Source organism: Gilvibacter sp. CC01 (assembly GCF_055755295.1).
This window is the reverse complement of record NZ_CM146909.1, coordinates 1,878,375-1,901,707: the sequence shown is the minus strand read 5'-3', so window position 1 is coordinate 1,901,707 and position 23,333 is coordinate 1,878,375. Positions and strand designations below refer to the sequence as shown.

Genomic DNA, 23,333 nt, shown 5'->3' with positions numbered 1-23,333 from the left:
CTTTCTTATTTTTGTAGCTGTGGAAGCAAAACTGCTGCAACATATAGATTCTCCTAATGACCTCAGAAAATTAGAGGAACGACAACTGCCACAATTGGCAGAGGAACTCCGCGATTTCATTTTAGATGTTATAGCAGCTAAGGCCGGACACCTTGGGGCAAGCTTGGGGGTTGTAGAACTTACCATTGCCCTACACTATTGTTTTAATACTCCGGATGATCAATTGGTTTGGGATGTTGGACACCAGGCCTACGGACACAAAATCTTAACCGGTAGACGCGATAATTTCCACACCAACAGACAGCTGGGTGGGATAAGCGGTTTCCCCAAACGAGAAGAAAGTCTCTATGATACTTTTGGTGTTGGTCATAGCAGCACAGGAATCTCTGCGGCACTGGGAATGGCCATTGGCAGCAAGCTAGCCGGAAACCTCAGCCGAGAACATATAGTTGTCATTGGCGATGCTTCTATAGCCAGCGGAATGGCGTTTGAAGGGTTGAACCATGCCGGGGTTACCGATGCTAATCTTTTAGTGATCTTAAACGATAACGCGATCGGCATAGACCCTTCTGTAGGTGCGCTGAAAGAATATTTGCTAAAAGCCACCCTGAACAACACTCCAGAACAAGACAACATATTCGAAGCCCTTAATTTTACCTATAAGGGCCCTATCGATGGTCATGATTTCGAAGCTTTGATCAAGGCATTTGAGGAACTCAAAGGCGTTAAAGGTCCAAAGCTTTTACATGTCATTACCAAAAAGGGGAAAGGTTTGGCACAAGCCGAGGCCGATCAGGTAACCTATCACGCTCCGGGAAAATTTGACCGCAAGACGGGAGAGCTCTTGCCAAAATCCGCAGAAAAACTACCTCCAAAATTTCAAGATGTCTTTGGACATACCTTGGTAGAACTTGCCAAAGAAGATCCGAAGATCATTGGTATTACACCCGCTATGCCTACAGGGAGTTCTTTAAAGTATATGATGGAAGCCTTTCCGGAAAGAGCTTTCGATGTAGGAATTGCAGAACAGCATGCCGTAACCTTTGCCGCGGGTCTGGCAACTCAAGGCTATAAGGTGTTTTGCAACATCTATTCTACCTTTCTACAGCGGGCTTATGATCAGGTGATACACGATGTGTGTTTGCAAAAGCTTCCGGTTATCTTTTGTTTGGATCGCGCGGGTATAGTTGGAGAAGACGGCCCGACGCATCACGGGATCTTTGACTTGGCTTACCTGCGATGTATTCCAAATATTATGATCTATGCCCCGGCCAATGAGGCCGATCTGCGCAACATCATGTATACCGTCACTCAAGGCTTAAAGAACCCTATCGCTATACGTTATCCGCGTGGGCGCGGACAGGTCATCGACTGGCGATCGCCCGTAAAGAAAATACATCTCGGACTAGGGAAAACCATACAGTCGGGCAGCAAAGTGGCCGTACTTAGCTTGGGAACTGTTTTGACCGATGTGCTAAAAGCTACTAAACAGCTAAAACACCAAGTAAGTGTTTACGACCTGCAGTTCTTAGCGCCATTGGATCATCATATGTTGGATATGGTCTTTGAAAATTACGAAACTGTGATCACTGTAGAAGATGGTGTGGTTGCCGGTGGATTTGGCTCCGCAGTAACCGAATATGCCGCATTTAAAAACGCAAAGATCACCATTGAATCTCTAGGTGTGCAAGGGGTATTCCCAGACCACGGAAGTATTCCCGAATTGAAAGCTGCCTCAGGCTACGACAGTGATTCTATCAAAGTCGTGATAGCGAATTACCTCTAAAAAAGCATAAAAAAAGGAGCCCATTAAAGGCTCCTTTTTCAAATATACTTAGACACGAATTAGCGAATAATGAATCGCTTCGTGCTTGATTGTCCTTGCGACACTACCTTAATGAAGTACATACCAGAAGACAAGCCTTGGTAATCCATAGTTATTGGAGAACCAGCGTTGATCGTCACGTTCTTCTGATTTACCAAACGTCCGTCCATACCGTAAACCGTTAAGCTTGTTTCGCCTAAGGCTGTGTTGCTCTCTAAGCTGAACAAGCCGTTAGAAACCGTAGGGTAAACCACTACAGCATCTAGTGGACTGGTGAACTCGTTAGTAGATAAGGTTGAGAATTTATTGGTAAACATACCGCGACCATGCGTAGAGGCCAATATCATATTGTCTGATGCTCTAAGGTCAAGGTCTAATACGCGAATGTCCATCATTCCATTGTCTGATGGGAACCAATCCGGGCTGGCAGCCGTGATATCGTCTGTAGACCAGATTCCCAATTCTGTTCCAATGATCACCTCTTGAGGCGCCAGTGGATTTTGAAGAATACACTTCACAGGAATATCTGGTAAATTACCTTCTTTGTTCTCCCAAGTAGCTCCCGCATCCGGAGAATACCAAACACTGTTCACGCCGTAGTTGTGGAAGGTCACAAAGAGTTCGTCTTCTGACTGTCCAAACTCGATATCTGAAACACTACCTACAAATCCTGGACCAGTGATCTCATTCCAAACTGGGGTCGTATCTGCATCGTCCAAACGCAATACTTTACCAGTGGCAGTTCCCACGAACAAAGTAGTTGAGGTTGTCGTAAATGGAGAAACCTTAAAAGCAGTTGGAGGTGAGTTGTCTATTAGCGCATTATCTAGGTTTGTGGTAACCGCACTGGTCGTACTCAACACATAACGCTTTATAAGCTCATTTCCTCCGGTTTGCCCGTTCGAATAAAGGATATCGAGATTCGTATCAAGTCCCGCTTGATTAATAAAAACACCTTCTCCACTATCGATCTGATAACCCGCTCCTGTAAACGGAATACGAATATAGATATGCGAGTTTCCTGGGAAAGTGGTGATGATATATTCTGGCACATCGTCGTACTCGGTATATCCTCCGTCTCCTCCTAAGCGATCGATAAAGCTTCCTGTTCCCGCAGCAGCATTGTCTCTAAACAAAGTCCCGTTGTCTTGGGTACCTCCAGCAAGATCGTCACCTGTAGAGTCGTCTGAACTGATGGTTCCGTAGTAGAACTGGGTTACGTTCAGGTTGCGCAAACGCGGTAAAATAGCTCCGGTATTCCCAGCTGCGGTGCTCAATGAATTGGCATAATAGGTGCCACCATCGGTTCCGGTCAAAGACTCGTTAGGGAATCCAGGACGGAATTCCATTTCGTGAATATCGGCATGTACGAACGGTACAGATAAGGTATTCAAGTTGGGGTTGTTAGACCATTTAGATATCTGCTCCCAAGAGTTACCTCCGTCTGTAGAACGATGCATATCGATTCCTCCGACGTAAATGATATCGTCGTCGGTTGGGTCAACAGCTAGCATCAGATCATAGAACGATTGACCACGTGTGTAGTCGTTGGCTGGAATGCCAAGGTCTGCATCGTTAGGCAAATTGGTGGTTGTAAAAGTAGCCCAGGCATCTGTAGTTTGGAAGATACGAACTGGAGTAGTCCCTGTAAGCCCTTGCGCCACAGCATACATTTTATTTGGATCTGTACCAGAAACTGCAATTTGTGTTCTGTTAGAAGCCGTTAGAATAGTCTCTAAGCTCCAAGTGTCGCCATCTGCGGTAGCGAAGATACGTCCGCCCAAACCGGCATTGGTAAAGCCAGAACGAATTCCTCCGAAGTATAGTTTACCATCCGCAGCAACCTCGAAATCATTGGGAATACCGTAAAATGTATTTCCAAAATAAGAGTACTCGAAAACAGATTGCTCAACACGAGACCAAGTCGCACCGTTGTCGGTAGACTCATAAAGTCCGGCATTCTGAAGCCCTAAGATATTCACCGGGCTGGACGAACCTCCACCTCCGGATCCGACATATCCGGCAGAACCTACGCCTGCATAAATATGTACATCGCCATCTGGGTCTTCCCAAGCGACAATATCATTTACATAAAAGAGTCCGGAACGCAGATCATTCCCGCCAGCTGTAGTGTCTCCACCTCCGGCAAGAGGTACATTGAGTCGTACCCAGTTCTGCCCTCCGTCTGTTGATTTATAAATACCGTTTCCGTTGGCAGCACCTTGGGTGTATTGCTCTCCGGTACCGATATACATTACCTGAGGGTTGGTAGGATCTACGGTCATAGAGGACACGGCGATATTACCAGGTACCCCAGAAACCAGTTCCCAGTCGCTGGCACCGTTGGTAACATCTTGATTCACATAAAGACCTCCGCTAACTCCACCAGCAAAGGCACGCTTAGCTTCTGAGTCATTTGGATCCCAAAGGATCATACGCACACGTCCAGAGATGTTGAACGGTCCGCGTTCTTCCCAAGCGTTGTCTGAGGCGCTACCAGGAGAACGATCGGCTCCAAACTGATCTACCAATTGATCGTAAGTGCGGAACATACGCTCTGGAACCGGATATCCAAGAGCCGGATCCATAGTGTATAGGAAGTCTTGTTCGTTGTAAGCGTTTGGCGGTAAACCAAGAGCGCGACGCTCCTGCTTTTCCAGGTTCATGGTCTCGTTAAACGGGTGATTCAACAGAAAATCTTGATGCTGCTTACGCAACTCTTGAATTTCTTGTGAGATCTCTTGACCATCTGACGAGCCATTTGTAGTAGCATACCAAGCCAAACCGGCTACGGCTATTGCTCCTACCACAAGTAGTTTCTTTCTCATTTTTTTAGATTTTAGCTTTTCAGTTGTTTCTTGACAGAAACAGTTTATAAAGATAAGAATTAGAAGCCCATATGTCAAACAGTTTAGAATGAACCGTTTCCGGTCATTTTTTTAAACTGATTGTGGGCGTTTCCGTCTGTGAGGGATGCAACGTAAGAACACGCCAGGAGCAGTCTTTCGTAAAGATCCATATTGGCGTAGTCGTGCTCTGCCTTAAGGCCTTTCAGCAAAAGTTTGTCATAATTGGTGCCTTGTCCTTTCATATCGCGAACCAAAGCTGCCGTATATTTTTGCAACAAGGTGTTGAGAATGGAATAGCCCATGATCTCTTTGCCTACAACCTCATCGCTGCGGTACACTTTTTTAATGCTGATGTCGATAATGTCTGCAATCTGAGCCTCGTACTGACTTTTGTCTAAGAGCCCGTGGTGGAATTGGCCTTTCATGATGGCCTCTTCATTGGCCAAGAACACCCCAACAGCTTCGCTGATCAAAGTGTTTATGGCCAAGGCCCGCAAATAAGCCAAGCGACGCGAAGTAGACTGTAGTGCAGCGTATTTAGTGGTCTGAATATTGTCTTTTACCAAATTGATGAGCAGCTCCAAAGCCATTTCTTCTTCGATAAGGCCCAGATTGATACCGTCTTCAAAATCGATAATGGTATAACAGATATCATCGGCAGCTTCTACCAAAAAGGCCAATGGATGACGATGAAATCTAAGATCGGTGCCCTCTTTCGCGATCAACCCTAAAGTTTGGGCGACGTCTTTAAAGACCTCAAGATCGGATTGGAACACGCCATACTTTTTATCGCTGATCTGTTTGGTCGGTTTTTTAGGGAGCGACTCTTTAGGATATTTCATAAAAGCACCTAAGGTGGCATAGGAAAGTCTAAGACCTCCCTCCTGGCCCGGAAAATCTTCGGTTATGATTCTAAAGCCGTTGGCATTACCTTCAAAATCGATCAGGTCTTGGTACTGTTTGGGAGTGAGCTCCTTTTTATACTTAAGCCCATCTCCAACGGAGAAGAACTCGCCTATGGCCTTCTCTCCGGAATGCCCAAAAGGCGGATTTCCGATATCGTGTGCCAAGGCCGCCGCAGCTACAATGGCTCCGAAGTCATTAAATGTATAACCGTGTACCTTTTCTAAGGCGGGATATTTCTCTAAAAGCGCCTTTCCGGCCAAACGCCCAAGGGAACGCCCAACCACAGAAACTTCAAGCGAATGGGTCAAGCGGGTGTGGACAAAATCGGTCTTGGACATGGGAATTACCTGAGTCTTGTCTTGCAAACTTCTAAAAGGTGCAGAAAAAATGATGCGGTCGTAATCTACTTCAAAGCCCAAACGGGTTGGATCTTGCTCAATTCTGAGGCGTTTGTTGGTGTCTCCGTAACGTTTTAATGACAGTAATTGTTCCCAGTTCATTGGTAAAATTTGACCTCCGAAAGATACACAAAATGCAAGGTTAATTTATCGTAAACAAGAAGTTCGATTTTGATGAATCGGATAACATTTGGCTAACGCTTTTGTAGCACTTATTTAAAAGGTGGTTAACACCACCTTTACAAAGTAGCGGTTTCTTTGTCGCAAGAAATTTTACTAGTGTAATGAAACAAATTACCACCATAATACTGCTGCTAATTACCTCCATCACAATAGCACAGTCCGGATCAGTAGTAGGAAAGCTAACTGATAAAGATTTTAACAACGAACCGCTTCCATTTGCCAACGTTATCATTAAAGGAACCTCTAAAGGAACTACCTCTGATATTGACGGGCTTTATGAGCTTGCAGACTTGGAGCCGGGGGCTTACACCATTCAGTTTAGTTACGTTGGATACGAAACACTAGAATTCGACGTAAATGTTGAAGCTGGACGCGTCACAACGCTGAATGTGCCTATGGGAGCTAGTGCAGCTGCACTTGAACAAGTTGTAATTACAACCACTAGAAAAAGAGAAAGCGAAGTTGCCCTTTTGATCGAACAAAAGAAAGCAACTACTATTATTCAAAGTATTGGCGCCCAAGAATTAGCCAGAAAAGGGGTAGACAATGCTGCAGAAGCTGTAGCTCAGATCTCGGGTATTTCACAGCAACAAGGAAGTAGTGATGTCTTTGTTCGTGGTTTAGGTGACCGTTACCAGAACACCACCATGAACGGACTTTCACTGCCGTCCAATGATGTAAACAAAAAGAACATCAACCTTGATCTTTTTCCTTCGGAAATCATTGAAAGTGTTGGTGTTTCTAAAGCTTATAACAGTTATTTCTTTGGAGACTTTAGTGCGGGTAACGTAAACATTGTTTCTAAAGAATACAGTGGTCCTGGATTCTTTAATGTTTCTATCAACTCCGGATTTAACTCTCAGGCCATAGGCGAGGATTTTGTTCGCTCAGAAGGCCCGAGTTACTTCGGATTCTACAACCGCTACGACAACGACCCTTTTGCAGTGGTATTGTCTCATGGGGTTGATCCTCAAGACGCTGAGACCAATGTTCCTTTCGCAGGGTCAATTGAAGGTGGTTACTCCTTTAATATCGATGACAATCAGCGTTTAAGTTTCTTCGGAACTGCAGTGTTTAGTAACAGCTACGAATATTTGACAGGTCCAGCAATTGATTTCACAAACGACGTTAAAGTGCGATTCCCTCAAGCTGAGTGGTACGATTATGATACTAACACAGCGATAATGGGTTCTATTATCTATAACAATAAAGAAGGACACAAACTTAAATTCACCTCGCTTTACTCGAACACCTCTTCTGATGAAGTAAGTTACTACGGAATTGGCGGAAACGGTTTTAACCGTGACGGTTTCTCCAACAACGGAGACGGAGGTTTCTATCAGATGAACGTTCAGTTCAACCAAGAGATGATCTTTGTGAATCAAATTAACGGTACCCACAAATTCGGAGACACGGTTGACGAGAACGGTGAAAAGAAATGGTTATTAGACTGGGGTCTTGGGTTTAACAAAGTATTCTCTGATGAACCAGACAGAAAGCGTATTACGCTAGAAGACTATCAGTTTACATTGGATGGTGATCCAAATACCAACCCGATCTTCTACGACAACATTGCCTTTGACAATCAGCGTTATTTTCAGAGTATCGAAGACGACGAGCTGAACAGCTACTTCAACCTGAACTACAAGGTGAATGACAACATCAACATCACCATGGGTTATAACGGCCGTACCAAAGAGCGTCGTTTTAACAACTGGCGATACGGATACGAGATCTTAGACAAATTGAACAATCCGGTTACTGACGTAAACAATTTTGATCCGTTTTTCAGTGCTGTGAATATTGATATTCCTGAAGGACGCGGACAATGGAATTTAAACGTGGCGCGTCAGCCTCAGGGATTAGATGATATTTTAGGATTGGTTAACCGTCCGCAGCCATACGAGAACACTTATAAAGGTAATTTGGACATACACGCAGGATTGCTAACTGCAGACATCCAATTAGGAGACCTATTAATCGTACCTGGGCTTCGCATTGAAAACTGGGAACAATCTATCGTATACGATGTAATTAACCCTGTACCTACCGACACGGGTGAGCGTTCTGCAAAAGAGAACCTTTTGTTCCCAAGTTTGAACTTGAAGTACGCAGTAAACGAAGATATGAACCTACGTTTGGCAGCAAGTCAAACAGCTTCTTTCCCAGAATTCAAAGAGGTGGCCAACTTTGTATACGAAGGAGTAACCCAGCGTGTAGGTGGTAACCCTGACCTTTTGGGTAAAACTGATGGAACTGGGGCTTCTTATTCTGAGATCTTCAATGCAGATTTCAAATACGAATGGTTCCCAACTCGTAGCGAACTGATTGCCTTTGGAGTGTTTTACAAGTCTATTCAAGACCCGGTAAACCGCGTTGTGGCCACAGACGCTACTGGTAACCAGCGTTTCTTTAGAACTGGAGACGAGGCTACCGTATTCGGAGCAGAAATCGAATTTAGAAAAAACATAGCATTAGACGAAGACGATAACCCACTCTTTAGTGTTGGTGGAAACTTCGCCTACAACAATACTAATCAGGACTTAAAAGCGGTTCAGACCTCAGATGGATTTACTTTTGGTACTTCTTTTGGCAACCGCACAGAATCTGAATTACAAGGTGCATCTGAATTCATTGTGAATGCTGATGTTAACTACTCACCAACCTTTGGAACATACAAGCCTAAAGGAACGTTGACCTTTTCTTACTTCTCAGACCGCATCTTCGCATTAGGTAGTGGTGACCTTGGGAACATTGTAGAAAAAGCTGTTCCACAACTGAACTTCGTATGGAGAAACTCTTTCGGAGATCATTTTGAGGCTAATCTGAGCGTTGGAAACATCCTTAACCCGAACGTAACCCTGATCCGTGAAGGAGCAGGAACTAATAACCCACTTTTAACACCGTTTGACCTTGTAAATGCCAACGGAGACGTGACGCTTTTTGAATGGAAACGCGGTGTAAACTTTGGACTATCTCTTAAATATAAACTATAACAATCTTTTTACTTTAAAACTTGAAAATGATGAAAACCAAATTCTTCTTAATAATCGGTTTGCTAGGTTTAGCTTTCGCTTCTTGTGAGAGCGACGACACCGCTGATATTATCATCGAAGACAACCGCGTTGACAACAGCGTGACAAACAACAACAACGGCACAACAGATCCAACTGACGACGGAGACACTGGAGCTGTAGTTAACCTATCTGGTGTATACACAGAAGATCTTACTCTAGACTGTGATACTCAATACCGTGTAACTGGTCCTGTTCTTATTGCTGACGGTGTAACTTTCACTATCTGTGCTGGAACAACTATCGAAGTAGCTCCTGTAGGTGTTAACGCTTACATCGCTATTCTACAAGGAGGTATGATCATGGCTGACGGTACTGCCGATGCGCCTATCGTATTCACTTCTGCTGCTGACACTCCTGGTTCTGGTGACTGGGGAGGTCTAGTAATCTGTGGACGCGCTCCTATCAACTCAACTCCTGACGGATCTGAAGATACTTCTACTACTGAAGTAGGTGGTCTATCTTATGGAGGAAACACTCCAGGTGACAACTCTGGTGTATTGCGTTATGTACGCGTTGAGTACGCAGGTGGAGCTATCGACGGTAACTCTGAATTAAACGGTGTTTCTCTTTACGCTGTAGGTTCTGGTACTACTGTTGACTTTGTACAAGTATACATTGGGTCTGATGATGGTTTCGAATTCTTCGGAGGAACTGTAAACGCAAGCCACTTGGCCGTTGTAGGTTCTGAAGATGACTCTATCGACTGGACTGAAGGATTCACTGGTACTTTGACTGATGTTTACGTAAAGCACCTTGCTGACCACGACAAAGCATTCGAATGTGACGGATACAACACTGACTTCTCTAACGAAGGTGGATACTTCTCTGCTCCTGATGTAACTAACGTAACTATTGACGGTGACGCTGGAACTCTTGGAGAGGCTGTTCGTCTACGTGCAGGTACACAAGGTATCTTCACCAACTGGGTGATCAATGACTTTGACGAAGGTTTTGATCTAGACGGTGACGACACTGACAACCCAACAGGACAAGGAGTACTAGACGGTACCCTAGCTGCTGTAGATGTTACTTTCAACAACGTAGGTCTTAAGATCAAAAACGATACGGGCTTTGCTTGGACCGATGCTGATTTCCTAACTGGAGACGGTAACGGAACCGGAACTGACTTCGCCACTTGGGGTGCAGGTTGGACTCGTGAGTAATCCGATGCAAATTCAATGATAAAGTAAAAAAGGCTCCCAATGGGAGCCTTTTTTATTAACTGTTTTAAGATCGAACTTAATTGGTGGTCACTACACGAGTGTCTTGCATGGTCCAAGTGTTAACTTGTGCGATAGCATTGTTCGAATAGGTCACTTCTTTTAGGGTGTCGCCTTGATAGAACATCCAAGTTCCGACACGTTGTCCTTTATTGTATTGTGCGATAGCCGTTTTGTTTCCATCTGCATCAAAGCTGATCCACTCCCCGTGAAGTTTTCCGTCTTTGGTGTAGAAGCCGGTTTGAGCGATCTCGCCATTATCGTGAAACAAGGTAGCCTCGATAAGACCGTTCTTTTCTTTGTAAATATTTTTGGTAGTTGCTTGAGCAAAAACGTTTGTCCCAAGGAACACTAAAACTAACATGAGGGCAATCTTCTTCATATCTTAGGGCTTTAATGATTAATAAATTCCTTACAAACATAACACTTTTTTTACTTACCAGCAACATTTACATAACATTTAGTTAACATTAGAACTATATTTAACTGTTTTTCAGTTTTTTATAATATTTTATTTTTGATAACATTGGATCACTTCTACAAGCCTCCCCACCATTAGCGGGCTTAAATAAATGCGCATTAGCTGCAACAGATCACACTCATAACATTTGCGTAACATTTGATTCTAAAATAAATTTCATTTTTGTTTTCTATTAGCGATAGACCTTATGGGCGATATTTATTTATTCATGCTGATCGCTTTGGCTGTGCTAGCCATCGCAGATCTGGTAGTAGGTGTTAGTAACGATGCCGTAAACTTTCTTAATTCTGCCATAGGATCTAAGGCCATTTCCTTCAAGACCATCATGATCGTTGCCAGTGTAGGTATTGCCTTTGGGGCATTGTCTTCTAGCGGGATGATGGAGGTTGCGCGAAAGGGTATTTTTGTCCCCGGAGAGTTTTACTTTAACGAGATCATGGTCATTTTTATGGCGGTGATGATCACGGACATACTCTTGTTGGACTTTTTCAACACCCTCGGCCTACCTACCTCGACCACAGTATCTATTGTTTTTGAACTTTTAGGAGCTGCGGTATGTATGTCGCTAATTAAGATCAGTAGATCTGGAGAGGACCTCTCTTCGCTAAGCAATTATATAGCTTCTGACAAAGCCACGACCATTATTTTAGGCATACTGCTTTCGGTAGCCATTGCCTTTACTATAGGTGCCTTGGTTCAATTTGTGACTCGTTTTCTACTCTCTTTCAACTTTGAGAAACGACCCACTTGGGCTGCGGCAATTTTTGGCGGCTTGGCTACAACTTCTATTGCCTATTTCATTATTGTAAAAGGATTAAAAGGTGCTGACTTATTACCTGAGTCTTTCAATGCTTGGGCACAGACCAACCTTTACCAATTCATTGGAGCCAATGCGGTATTTTGGACGTTGGCCTCTTTTATAATTACCAGATTCTTTAGAGTTAATATCTATAAATTCATCATTGTTTTGGGAACCTTCGCCTTGGCCATGGCATTTGCGGGGAATGATCTGGTGAACTTTATCGGTGTGCCTATGGCTGCTTATGAATCCTATTTGAGTTGGGTGAATTCTGGTATAGCACCAGACGCCTTTGCCATGAAAAGCCTATCTAAAGCGGTGCGCACAGAACCGCTACTACTTTTACTTGCAGGGATCATCATGGTATTGACCTTATGGTTTAGCGAAAAGGCCCGGCGCGTGGTTAAGACCTCGGTAGACCTTTCTCGTCAGGATGAAGTTAAAGAACGCTTCCAGCCAAACTGGCTTTCTCAGAATTTAGTCCGCTTGGCCATTGGCCTTAACCGCGGATTTACCATGGCGCTGCCAACAGCGGCCAAAGAATCTATCAGCAAAAGATTTGCTCCTACAGTAAAGAGTAAGATCTTAGATAAAGACGCACCAGCTTTTGACATGGTTCGCGCTGCTATTAACTTGGTAGTTGCCTCTGTCTTGATCTCTATCGCCACAGGATACAAACTTCCCTTATCTACCACTTACGTGACCTTTATGGTAGCCATGGGAACCTCCTTGGCCGACCGTGCTTGGGGAAGCGACTCTGCTGTTTACCGCGTTGCCGGAGTGATAAACGTGATCGCCGGTTGGTTCATGACAGCAATTACTGCCTTCTTCGCTGCTGCAATCATGGCTGCTTTGATCTTCTATTTCGAATGGGCAGCTTTAGTTACTTTACTAATTCTAGCGCTGATACTCATTGCCAGATCGTATATGCGAACCAGCCGCAATACCAAAGAGATCCGCGAGGAATTAGAATTCAAAATGGCAGAGAGCAGCTCTGTTAAAGGTGTAATTGAAGAGAGTTCTAACAATGTCTCCACCGTAATGAAACGCGGTTCCAAGATATTGACCAAAGCCCTAGACGGATTAGCCAGACAGAATTTAAAAGACCTTAAAAAGGCGCGCAACGATGCCGAGAGCCTCTCCGACGAGATGGACGATCTAAAGAACCATATCTTCTTTTACATCAAAGGCCTTGATGGCAATTCTGCCGGTGCCACGCGCTTTTATCTTATGGTTCAGGATTCTTTAGAAGATTTTGTTCAGTCCATTGGTTTTATCGCTAAGACCAGTCACAAGCATGTGAAGAACAATCACCAAGGATTGACCTTTAATCAGATTCGTGATCTGAAACAAATCGAAGATCGCCTATTAGACCTTTTTGCTAAGGTGAAAACGAACTTCGACAACTTGAGTTTAGACAATCTGCCAAATCTTATCGCAGAAAAGCAAGAATTCGACGCTTACATCTCTAGCGATATCGAAAAGCAGATCCAACGCACTAAACAGCCCGACAGCAGCGCTAGAAACACAACCCTTTACTTTAGCTTGCTGCTAGAATGTAAAGACCTTGTAGAAACCACAGCCACAGTATTAGAGCAGTATTATAAGGAGTGGGAAACCACTAAGAAACCAGAGATCCTCTAGTGCGATTTTTATTTTTTTTATTACTGCCGATCTGCTGCTTTGCCCAGAATTTGACTGGCGAACAACTCTTAGAACACGCCATTGCATATCACGATCCGCAAGGCAATTGGGAGACCTTTAATGGAACACTTTACGTGAGCATGGAAACTCCCAATGCTCCAAAACGCGACAGTAAGATCCAGATAAACCTGCCACAAGAATACTTTCAAATAGAAGCCACTCAGGGCGATAAGACCACGCGTTATCAGATAGACAGTGGGGAATGCACCATTGCCCTTAACGGCAAGACAGACTTAAGCCCATCAGACTTAGAGGAAAACAATTTAAGTTGCGAAAGAGCTTCATTATATAAGAATTACTACACCTACCTTTACGGCCTTCCGATGAAGCTTAAAGACCCAGGAACTTATGTTGATCCAACGGTCACCGAGGTAGCTTTTAAAGGCAAGACCTATTTGCGTCTAAAAGTCACTTATGAGGAAACTGTAGGTACAGACATTTGGTTCTTTTATTTTGACCCAAGCACCTACGCTATGGAGGTCTACCAATTCTACAAAGGTGATCCAGAAGACAAGGGCAAAGACACCGGAGAGTATATCTTGCTTTCTGATGAAGTTGAGATCTCTGGCATTAAAATGCCCAAAGATCGCGCCTGGTACTACAATAAGGGCGATAAATACCTCGGTACTGATTTCTTGTTTATAGCCGGTTTTAAAACTAACTAAAGCAAAAAAAAGACCCCCGAAGGAGTCTTTTTTTCAATCAACACTTAAAACAAATCTTAAGAACCACACATCAGGCAGTCGTCGTCCTGGTCGGCGTCTCTACTCTTGGCCAACATTTCACGCAACTCCTGCGGTGTCAATGGCTTGTCAGTAGCCGCGGCAGTAACGGTTTCAACCGCTGCCTCCTGAGGTTGGGGTACTGACTCCTTTTGGGTGTTCTTAAGGGTAAATTTGATAGCATCAACAGCACTCTTAGTACGTAGGTAGTACATTCCTGTTTTTAGGCCGCTCTTCCAAGCATAGAAGTGCATAGAAGTAAGCTTCGCCATATTGGCATTCTCCATAAACAGGTTGAGCGACTGCGACTGATCGATAAAGTACCCTCTGTGTCGAGACATATCTATAATGTCTTTCATACTGAGCTCCCAAACGGTCTTATACAGTTCTTTAAGATCCTGAGGGATCACATCAATGTGCTGGATAGATCCGTTAGCACGCATGATCTCTTCTTTAAGATCGTCATTCCAAAGGTTAAGCGCTACAAGATCCTCTAAGAGGTGCTTGTTCACTACAATAAACTCTCCAGATAATACACGGCGGGTGTAGATATTAGAGGTGTAAGGCTCAAAGGCCTCATTGTTTCCTAAGATCTGAGAGGTTGAAGCTGTTGGCATAGGCGCTACAAGTAGGGAGTTTCTAACTCCGTGCTTTTTAACGTCCTTGCGCAACTTGGCCCAATCCCAACGCCCGCTAAGCTCTTCGTCTTTGATGTTCCAAAGGTTGTGCTGGAACAGACCTTCTGAGATCGGAGAACCTTTGTAAGTTTCATACGGCCCATCATTCTTAGCCTCTTCCATCGAAGCAGTTACTGCTGCGAAATAGAGGGTTTCAAAGATCTCTTGGTTAAGCGTTTTAGCCTCTTCACTGGTAAATGGCAAACGCAATTTGATAAAGGTATCTGCCAAACCTTGAACACCCAAACCTACCGGACGGTGGCGGAAATTACTGTTGCGCGCCTCTGGCACCGGATAGTAGTTTCTGTCAATTACGCGGTTCAAGTTCTTGGTCACACGCTTGGTGATTCTAAAGAGCTCTTTATGATCGAAGGCCCCGTTCTTAACAAACATCGGCAAGGCAATGGATGCTAAATTACATACAGCAACTTCGTCTGCAGAAGTGTATTCCAAGATCTCCGTACAAAGGTTAGAAGAACGGATGGTACCCAAATTCTTTTGGTTGGACTTGCGGTTGGCCGCATCCTTGTACAACATATAAGGTGTACCCGTCTCGATCTGAGATTCCAAGATCTTTTCCCAAAGTTCACGAGCCTTGATAGTCTTACGTCCGCGATCTTCTGCTTCGTATTGTAAGTATAGTTTTTCAAATTCCTCACTGTGTGAATCGAAGAGTCCAGGACACTCGTTAGGACACATTAAAGTCCACTCTGCATCTTCTTGTACACGCTTCATGAACAAGTCTGGGATCCACATGGCGTAGAACAAGTCGCGCGCACGCATCTCTTCTTTACCATGATTCTTCTTAAGGTCTAAGAAATCGAAGATATCTGCATGCCATGGCTCTACGTAGATCGCAAATGAACCTTTACGCTTTCCACCACCTTGGTCTACATAACGCGCGGTGTCGTTAAACACGCGAAGCATAGGAACAATACCATTAGAAGTACCGTTAGTTCCTGAAATATAAGAACCCGTAGCGCGAATGTTGTGGATAGAAAGACCGATCCCTCCTGCAGATTGCGAGATTTTAGCAGTCTGCTTTAAAGTATCGTAGATACCGTCTATACTGTCGTCCTTCATGGCAAGAAGGAAACAAGATGACATTTGTGGCTTAGGCGTACCGGAATTAAAGAGTGTAGGTGTGGCGTGGGTAAAGTACTTCTTACTCATTAGCTCGTAAGTTTCCTTAACGGCTGCCATGTCGTCCATATGGATCCCCACAGAAACACGCATAAGCATGTGCTGCGGACGCTCAGCGATCTGTCCATTGAGCTTTAACAGATAAGAACGCTCTAAGGTTTTGAATCCGAAGTAGTCGTAACCAAAGTCACGGTTGTAGATGATAGTAGAATCTAACTCTTCGGCGTTCTTCATGATTATGTCGTAAACCTCGTCGCTCAAAAGCGGCGCCTTTTTACCCGTACGTGGGTTCACATAGGTATACAAGTCGGTCATCACCTCAGAAAAGGTCTTCTTGGTGTTCTTGTGCAGGTTGGAAACCGAAATACGCGCTGCTAATCTCGCGTAATCTGGGTGGGTAGTGGTCATGGTCGCAGCGATCTCGGCGGCCAAAGTGTCTAGTTCACTTGTGGTAACTCCGTCGTACAAACCTTCAATTACGCGCATGGCAACCTTTACAGGGTCTACTAATTCATTTAGACCATAGCAAAGCTTTCTTACGCGTGCCGTGATCTTGTCAAACATGATGGGTTCCTTACGGCCATCTCTTTTAATTACATTCATCTACAACTGTTCTTTAGTTAATTAGTGCCTAATTTTTAGCATAATGTAGGTTGGTACGCGAGGTGTAACCTGCGTATTATCAGATAGTTAAAAACGCTCCGGGCCTGGGGCAGCCCCTGGAGCAATCTTAGAAATCTGCGTCGAAACTAATCTTATTAGATTCTTTGTCTTTGTTGGTAACTCCCGCCTTCTGATACTCAGAAACTCGCTTCTCGAAGAAGTTTGTTTTTCCTTGAAGGGAGATCATATCCATAAAATCAAAAGGATTGCTGGTATTGTACTCTTTCTCACAACCCAACTCTACCAAAAGGCGATCGGTCACGAATTCCAAATACTGGGTCATCAGTTTGGCGTTCATTCCAATCAAACTTACCGGCAGAGACTCGGTGATAAATTCACGCTCAATAGTAAGTGCATCCACTATGATCTCACGAATTCTTTCCTTAGGAACCTTGTTTACTAGATGGTGATTGTGCAAGTGAACTGCGAAGTCACAGTGAACACCTTCATCTCTAGAGATTAGTTCGTTGGAAAAGGTCAGCCCGGGCATCAAGCCACGTTTTTTAAGCCAGAAAATCGAACAAAACGCTCCTGAAAAGAAGATTCCTTCTACAGCGGCAAAAGCGATAAGACGCTCGGCAAAACTTGGACTTTCTATCCACTTCAATGCCCAGTCGGCTTTCTTTTTAATTGCCGGGAAGTTCTCGATAGCCTTGAAAAGCTTGTCTTTTTCCTTCTCGTCCTTAACGTAAGTGTCAATAAGCAAAGAATAAGTTTCCGAGTGGATGTTTTCCATCATGATCTGGAAACCGTAGAAGAACTTTGCCTCTGAATACTGAACTTCATTTACGAAGTTCTCTGCGAGGTTCTCATTCACGATTCCATCAGAAGCGGCAAAGAAGGCCAAAATGTGTTTGATGAAGTAACGCTCATCGTCATTCAATTTGGTTGCCCAATCTGTAAGATCTTGGTGCAAGTCAATCTCTTCTGCCGTCCAAAAACTGGCCTCAGATTTCTTGTACCAATCCCAAATATCGTGGTGTTGAATTGGGAATATTACAAATCGGTCTTTGTTCTCTGCTAAGATCGGTTCTACTGCGCTCATTGTCCGTTGTTTTTTTTAAAATTCGATAAATTTCTCGCTACTCGGGACTAACAAATATGAAAAATTTTAAAACGAAATCTGGCGAATTAACCTCTTGGTTTTCAACAAAGTTTTTAACATCAAAAAATTCAAAGTGTTCACATTGTTTTGTTAACAAATATTGTTAAGTAACTCTTTATCAGGTAAATATGAAAATACTGTTGAAGTTATTAACAAACAGAAAATCAGTCGTTAATAGCTCTTAAAACCCTTGTGAATCCCAAGTGTTTTAGGGGTTGTGATAACATTTTGCTAAGGATTCGGTAACATGATTTTTAACAGCGGGCTTAAACAAATTTTTTGTGCTGTAACGTCAATTGGAGGTCTCTCTGAACAAAAAAACGATCAAAAAAAGTAAGATTTTGCAAAAGAATATCGCTCGCGAAAAAATCGTGTGGGTCACGATTGGTTCTTTTGGGCAACTGCGTCCAGTCCGTCGAACCAATCTTGCCCAAATTTTCTAACCAAAGCCTCTTTTACAAACTGGTAAACCGGCACCTTTAATTGTTCCCCTAAAGTGCAAGCGGTATCGCAAATTGGCCAGCGATGATAATTCACAGCAGCAAATTCACTGTAGTCCGTAACTCGGACTGGGTATAAATGACAACTGATAGGCTTTTTAAAAGCTACATCGCCAGCATTGTAGGCATCTTCTATTCCGCAACTGGCAATGCCCCCTTCTTTAAAGGTGACATAGGCACACTCCGCCCCACCAACCAATGGGGTCTCCAAGTCACCGGCTGCAGATTCTATCCAAGTGCCCTGCGCCTCAATAGCCACCTTGCCTTCTTTGCGCAAATGGGGAGCTACTTTAGGGTAGATCGATTCTAAGATCTCGGTTTCCTCTTTAGATAAGGGTGCTCCGGCCTCTCCGGCTATACAACACTCGCCCTTACAAGCGCCTAAATTACAGACGAACTCTTTTTCAATGAGATCTGTAGATACTATGGTTTTACCGAGTTGAATCACAGGGCAAAGATATTTGCTTTGAGTCAAATCGCCCACAAATAAAACAGAGAATTAGCAGGTAGTGCTATTAAGATTACCTAATTTTGCCCCCAAAATCAAGCAGTTATGGAGTTCAATACCAAAGAGATCTTCACCGCCACCATGGTTTTATTTGCGGTAATTGATATTATCGGGAACATTCCTATTGTTATTTCCCTACGGGAGCGAGCCGGACATATACACTCCGAAAAAGCATCGATCATTGCCGCTGCAGTGATGGTCTTCTTTTTGTTTTTGGGAGAGAGCATCTTAAAACTCATCGGGATCAATGTCAATGAATTCGCCGTTGCTGGGGCTTTTATTCTATTCTTCATCGCTTTAGAGATGATCTTGGGCGTTACCCTTTTTAAAGACGACGGCAGCGCTCCAGAATTGGCTTCCATATTTCCATTAGCCTTTCCTATGCTAGCTGGCCCAGGTAGTTTGACTACTTTGTTATCCTTGCGTGCTGAGTACCACATTGAAAATATCATAATAGCTATCGTGATCAACGTGATTGTGATCTATGCAGTACTGAAGACCTCAGCGCGTTTGCAACGTTTCTTGGGGAAGAACGGAATCGGGATTATTAGAAAGGTTTTTGGTGTAATTTTGCTAGCGATCGCTGTAAAGCTTTTCACCTCCAACATACAGGAACTGTTTGCTTAACAAAAGGGAAAACGAATGAAAATTTTCATCTATATTTTAATGGTAGGGGCCTTTGCCCTTATGATATACAACGCTACTCAACTCAATTTTGACGCCTTATTTGAAGGTAATAGTAAAACAGCTTTATCGCTTATTTTAGCGGGCCTGAGTGCCATTATTCTATTGCTGATCTTATTGCTCTCTAAAAAGATCGAAGAGAAAAAACGCGGATCCTAGTCGCGAACCGGGTTGAGCTTGGCGCGTTCCAGTTCTAATACACGTTGTATCATTGCGTCTTGGGCATTGGCCACCTGTTGGGCCTGATTGGTGCCATATAGCTGATCTGCCAAGGTTTGTTTGATGGCCAGTTTTAGCGTGTCGAAATGCGAGACCAGGTCCAAACTGGGCGACTTGAAACGCTCGTTATAGTTGATAAAGGCATTGGCCAAATCGTCGGACACCTCGTACTCATTCATAAAAGTACCAAAGTCCATTCCGTCAAACTGAGCTCTAGAGTTCTCCAACTGCTCGAAAACAAAATAGTTCATATAGCCGGTAGACATTACATACTCTAAGGTCTCGTTGGCAATACTAGTGTCTTTTGGCACAAACACATCCGGAGTAATTCCTCCACCACCATAGACCACCCGACCTTGCGGGGTGACGAATTTTAAGGAGTCTGACACCTTGATACTATCTACAGAACGCAATTCTCCGTTCTCGTATCGGTTCTGGTATTCACTAAAATAATCGTCCAGACCGTTGGCGTAGGAGCGCTGAATAGACCTACCTGTGGGCGTGTAATAACGGGCTATGGTCAGGCGAACGGCACTGCCATCTCCCAAAGACATCTCACGCTGCACCAAGCCCTTACCATAAGACCGGCGACCTACTATAGTCCCGTGATCATTGTCTTGTAAAGCTCCTGCCACGATCTCTGAAGCTGACGCGGAGTTCTCATTGATAAGCACGTAGATCTTGCCGTCTTCAAAATCTCCTCGCCCAGTGGCGAAAGTAAGGTCTTCGTCTCCCTTTTTATTTTTGGTGATGAGCATAAGTTTATCATCTTCCAAAAACTCATCTAAGATCTTGTTGGCAGCGTTTATGTATCCTCCAGGGTTGTTTCTGAGGTCCAAGATCAAAGTTTCCATACCCTCGTCCTTAAGATCGTCTAAAGCTTCTTTGAACTCTTCGTAAGTGGTTTCGGCAAAGCGATTCACTTTGATATAGCCTGTGGTCTCATCGATAAGATAAGAGGCCTCCACACTAACTAGCGGCACCTCTTTACGACGCACCGTAAAGTCTAATAGTTCTGGTTCTCCGCGTCGGTAAACGCTGAGCTTTACCTTGGAGTTGCGGTTGCCTTTTAAAAAGGACACTATGCTATCTCTGGAGATCGCTGCACCGTCTAACACTACATCATCCGCAGCAACTATACGATCACCACCACGAATACCAGCCTCATAGGCAGGTCCGCCTTCTATAGGATTGATAATGGCAATGGTATCGTTGTAAACGTAAAAGTTGACCCCAATTCCCACGAAATTACCGCGCATATCATTGGCAGCGTCTTCATAAGCATCCACTGGGATATAAACAGAATGCGGGTCTAGATTCTCTAGAATGCCGTTTACCGTCACGTCTACTATACTATCTGTATTAACCTGATCTACGTATTCGTAGTCGATATAGTCTATGAGTCTGTTGAGTTTGTCTTTCTTGGAGTTCTTGGCAAAGATCTGCTCGCCACCATCCTGGAAGTTCAATTTTGCGCCAATAAAAGTACCCACAGCCAAGCAGCTGCCAACAATAAGCGGAATATAGATCTTTGTCTTGTTCATTATAAGTCGTCTAGACTGATCACCTGAGTAATTTCCACACCGGCGCGTTCTAAGAAATCCAGGCCGCTGGTATCCTTATATGCAATATTATAGACTAGCCGAGTTATTCCTGCCTGATGGATCAACTTGCTGCATTCCTTACAAGGCGATAAGGTGATATAAAGCGTTGCTCCTTTACAACTTTGAGTGCTGCCGGCCACCTTAGAAATGGCATTGGCCTCTGCGTGGAGCACGTACCATTTGGTGTAACCTTCTTCGTCTTCGCAAAAATTCTCAAAGCCTGTTGGAGTTCCGTTGTAACCGTCAGAGATGATCATTTTATCCTTGACTATTAAAGCTCCGACCTGTTTGCGCTTACAATAAGAGAGCTTGGCCCATTCGTAGGCCATGCGCAAGTAAGCGACATCGTATTTGTGTTGTTTTGCAGATTTACTCATAGTCAAAGCAAGATAGCCAATTCAAAACGAAGATAATTGAACTCCGCTCCTCTATTAAACTGCCGGCTGTTAATCTTATTACAAAGTTTGTCAAAAAACTGCCAATTCAGGCTTAGAATGGCCAAGTTTCTGCCAACATAGTGACCAACATTCCAATGGTTATGCAGCAAATGGCTATGGTCCAATCTCTCGAGTTGGTCTTTAAAATGTTCTTGGCAACAAATCCCACAACAAGGGCAATAAGTACGATCAAAAGTTGCGCCAGTTCTATTCCAAGTGCGAATTCAAAAAGTGGCAAAGCAGCGCTTTCGTCCAAACTTCTGAAGAAACTTGCAAAACCAAGGCCGTGTATCAATCCGAAGAAAAGTGTCATAAAATACGTTCCATAAATGGACAGTTCAGCACCTGTCTTTCTGGTCTTGAGCAAATGGTATATGGCAGTGGCTAAAATAGTTACAGGGATGAGAAACTCAACCGCAGTAGGTGAAACCGTCACCCAACCAAAAGTTGCTGCTACTAGCGAGATCATATGGCCTAGAGTAAAGGTGGTGACCAGACCTACAACCTTTTTCCAATCGGTGAATTCGTATACCGATACCAAGACCACTAAAAAGAGCAAATGATCATAGCCGTTCCAATCTAAAACATGATTGAAACCCAATTGAAGATAGAGCCAAAAATCTGACATAACTGGGGTTTTGGGTAAAGTTACTACAAATCGCAGAGTTGCTCTTGGAGTTTAATCCTTCTTTAAGAATTTGATAATAGGTGAGTAAAAAAATAACTAAAAATACTGTTGTAGCTCCTTTTTAAAATAAGCGGCGCTCGCGGCAGCACTCGCTGTTGAATTCTCTGTGAAATTGCCGCCCTGTTCAATGTAGAAATACTCCAAACCAGAGGACACCGGGTCTGGCAAGATCTCATGATAGTTGATAGAACCATTCCCTAACTCGGTATAATCTCTACTCACCTTATGCATGTCTTTGATATGCCACATCACATAACGCCCTGGATACTTTGCCACTAATTCCTTGGGAGTGGTCTTGCCTTGATGCATTACCCAGTACATATCCATTTGGAATTTTACTTGCTGCGGATCGGTACGGTCTGCGATTATATCGTAACCAGTTAGCCCATTGCCCAGATCGGCAAACTCGTAGCCGTGGTTGTGGAAGGCAAATCCCAGATCGGTCTCGCTGATCTGCTGCCCGATGATTTTCAATTTTTTAGCAAGCAAGCTGTAACCATCTAGGTTTCGATAAGGTTCTTCTATAAAAGGCCAAGTGATGTATTTGTTGTCCATAACCGAAGCGGCGCTGATGCAGGCATCTACATAGCGACGTAGTTCATCATCCGAAGCATCCATAAAAGCGGAAAGGCCATAGTGCCCGCTACTTACCGTGAGTTCCATCTCATTGAGGATCGCCTTGAAATCTTGAGGTGTATAGCCGTATATCTTGTTGGTATCTGCATCGAAACCGTAGGTTTCAAAGTCTTCATAACCCATGGCCTTGAGTTCCTTCAAAGTTCCGACAGGGTCTTTGACCATTCTATCGCGAATAGAATAGACTTGGTAGCCTAATTTGTACTTTGTATCTGCGCCTAATCCTGCACAACTCCAGGGGAGCATAGCGGCTGCACTTGCTGTAGCAGTTAATTGGATAAATTCTTTGCGGTTCATGTTTTAGT

The 23,333-nt window shown here is 43.9% G+C and carries 17 protein-coding genes; 7 read left to right on the top strand and 10 right to left on the bottom strand.

What is annotated here, in order from left to right; all coding sequences use genetic code 11:
- Window positions 1-19 precede the first annotated feature (19 nt).
- Window positions 20-1,786 (top strand): 1-deoxy-D-xylulose-5-phosphate synthase, encoded by a 1,767-nt coding sequence (locus AC0J2F_RS09005; RefSeq protein ID WP_473007364.1) that lies wholly within the window; start codon window positions 20-22, stop codon window positions 1,784-1,786.
- A gap of 59 nt (window positions 1,787-1,845) precedes the next feature.
- Here the strand turns inward: AC0J2F_RS09005 and AC0J2F_RS09000 are convergent, their stop codons facing one another.
- Window positions 1,846-4,653, bottom strand: coding sequence for a T9SS type A sorting domain-containing protein (locus AC0J2F_RS09000; protein ID WP_473007363.1), 2,808 nt, complete (start codon window positions 4,651-4,653; stop codon window positions 1,846-1,848).
- Window positions 4,654-4,736: 83 nt separating this feature from the next.
- Entirely contained in the window at window positions 4,737-6,080 is a 1,344-nt protein-coding gene (locus tag AC0J2F_RS08995; protein WP_473007362.1) for a deoxyguanosinetriphosphate triphosphohydrolase, read from the bottom strand.
- Between the two features lie 182 nt (window positions 6,081-6,262).
- Between AC0J2F_RS08995 and AC0J2F_RS08990 the strand changes: the two genes are divergently transcribed.
- Window positions 6,263-9,157: a TonB-dependent receptor gene (locus tag AC0J2F_RS08990; RefSeq protein WP_473007361.1), complete on the top strand. Its 2,895-nt coding sequence runs from the start codon at window positions 6,263-6,265 to the stop codon at window positions 9,155-9,157.
- 26 nt (window positions 9,158-9,183) lie between these two features.
- Complete coding sequence (locus AC0J2F_RS08985; RefSeq protein WP_473007359.1) at window positions 9,184-10,401, top strand: multidrug transporter; 1,218 nt, start codon at window positions 9,184-9,186, stop codon at window positions 10,399-10,401.
- Window positions 10,402-10,477: 76 nt separating this feature from the next.
- Here AC0J2F_RS08985 and AC0J2F_RS08980 read toward each other — a convergent pair whose 3' ends face one another.
- Window positions 10,478-10,840, bottom strand: coding sequence for a toxin-antitoxin system YwqK family antitoxin (locus AC0J2F_RS08980; RefSeq protein WP_473007358.1), 363 nt, complete (start codon window positions 10,838-10,840; stop codon window positions 10,478-10,480).
- 286 nt (window positions 10,841-11,126) lie between these two features.
- On the opposite strand from AC0J2F_RS08980, the gene AC0J2F_RS08975 reads away from it, so the two are divergent.
- Window positions 11,127-13,382: an anion permease gene (locus AC0J2F_RS08975; RefSeq protein ID WP_473007357.1), complete on the top strand. Its 2,256-nt coding sequence runs from the start codon at window positions 11,127-11,129 to the stop codon at window positions 13,380-13,382.
- Complete coding sequence (locus AC0J2F_RS08970) at window positions 13,382-14,107, top strand: DUF6503 family protein (protein WP_473007356.1); 726 nt, start codon at window positions 13,382-13,384, stop codon at window positions 14,105-14,107. The genes AC0J2F_RS08975 and AC0J2F_RS08970 overlap by 1 nt, the downstream gene beginning before the upstream one ends.
- A 56-nt stretch (window positions 14,108-14,163) precedes the next feature.
- Here AC0J2F_RS08970 and AC0J2F_RS08965 read toward each other — a convergent pair whose 3' ends face one another.
- The 3 genes from AC0J2F_RS08965 to AC0J2F_RS08955 form a co-directional block, all read right to left on the bottom strand.
- On the bottom strand, window positions 14,164-16,587 hold the full coding sequence (locus tag AC0J2F_RS08965; RefSeq protein ID WP_473007354.1) for a ribonucleoside-diphosphate reductase subunit alpha: 2,424 nt from the start codon (window positions 16,585-16,587) through the stop codon (window positions 14,164-14,166).
- Between the two features lie 127 nt (window positions 16,588-16,714).
- Window positions 16,715-17,692, bottom strand: coding sequence for a ribonucleotide-diphosphate reductase subunit beta (locus AC0J2F_RS08960; protein ID WP_087523586.1), 978 nt, complete (start codon window positions 17,690-17,692; stop codon window positions 16,715-16,717).
- Between the two features lie 438 nt (window positions 17,693-18,130).
- Window positions 18,131-18,700 (bottom strand): DUF3109 family protein, encoded by a 570-nt coding sequence (locus AC0J2F_RS08955; RefSeq protein WP_473007353.1) that lies wholly within the window; start codon window positions 18,698-18,700, stop codon window positions 18,131-18,133.
- Between the two features lie 105 nt (window positions 18,701-18,805).
- On the opposite strand from AC0J2F_RS08955, the gene AC0J2F_RS08950 reads away from it, so the two are divergent.
- Window positions 18,806-19,387 carry a MarC family protein gene (locus tag AC0J2F_RS08950; protein WP_473007352.1) on the top strand — a complete coding sequence of 194 codons (582 nt, stop codon included), beginning with the start codon at window positions 18,806-18,808 and terminating at the stop codon, window positions 19,385-19,387.
- 15 nt (window positions 19,388-19,402) lie between these two features.
- Entirely contained in the window at window positions 19,403-19,603 is a 201-nt protein-coding gene (locus AC0J2F_RS08945; RefSeq protein ID WP_087523592.1) for a hypothetical protein, read from the top strand.
- Here AC0J2F_RS08945 and AC0J2F_RS08940 read toward each other — a convergent pair.
- The 4 genes from AC0J2F_RS08940 to AC0J2F_RS08925 all read right to left on the bottom strand — a co-directional run bounded on the left by AC0J2F_RS08940 (window position 19,600) and on the right by AC0J2F_RS08925 (window position 23,325).
- Window positions 19,600-21,207 (bottom strand): S41 family peptidase, encoded by a 1,608-nt coding sequence (locus AC0J2F_RS08940; protein ID WP_473007350.1) that lies wholly within the window; start codon window positions 21,205-21,207, stop codon window positions 19,600-19,602. The two genes, AC0J2F_RS08945 and AC0J2F_RS08940, sit on opposite strands and share 4 nt — an antisense overlap.
- The gene (locus AC0J2F_RS08935; protein ID WP_473007349.1) at window positions 21,207-21,644 is read right to left on the bottom strand and encodes a deoxycytidylate deaminase; all 438 of its coding nucleotides are present in this window, start codon (window positions 21,642-21,644) and stop codon (window positions 21,207-21,209) included. The genes AC0J2F_RS08940 and AC0J2F_RS08935 overlap by 1 nt, the downstream gene beginning before the upstream one ends.
- Window positions 21,645-21,756: 112 nt before the next feature.
- Complete coding sequence (locus AC0J2F_RS08930; protein ID WP_473007348.1) at window positions 21,757-22,332, bottom strand: HupE/UreJ family protein; 576 nt, start codon at window positions 22,330-22,332, stop codon at window positions 21,757-21,759.
- A gap of 96 nt (window positions 22,333-22,428) precedes the next feature.
- Window positions 22,429-23,325: a sugar phosphate isomerase/epimerase family protein gene (locus tag AC0J2F_RS08925; RefSeq protein ID WP_473007346.1), complete on the bottom strand. Its 897-nt coding sequence runs from the start codon at window positions 23,323-23,325 to the stop codon at window positions 22,429-22,431.
- Window positions 23,326-23,333: the final 8 nt, after the last annotated feature.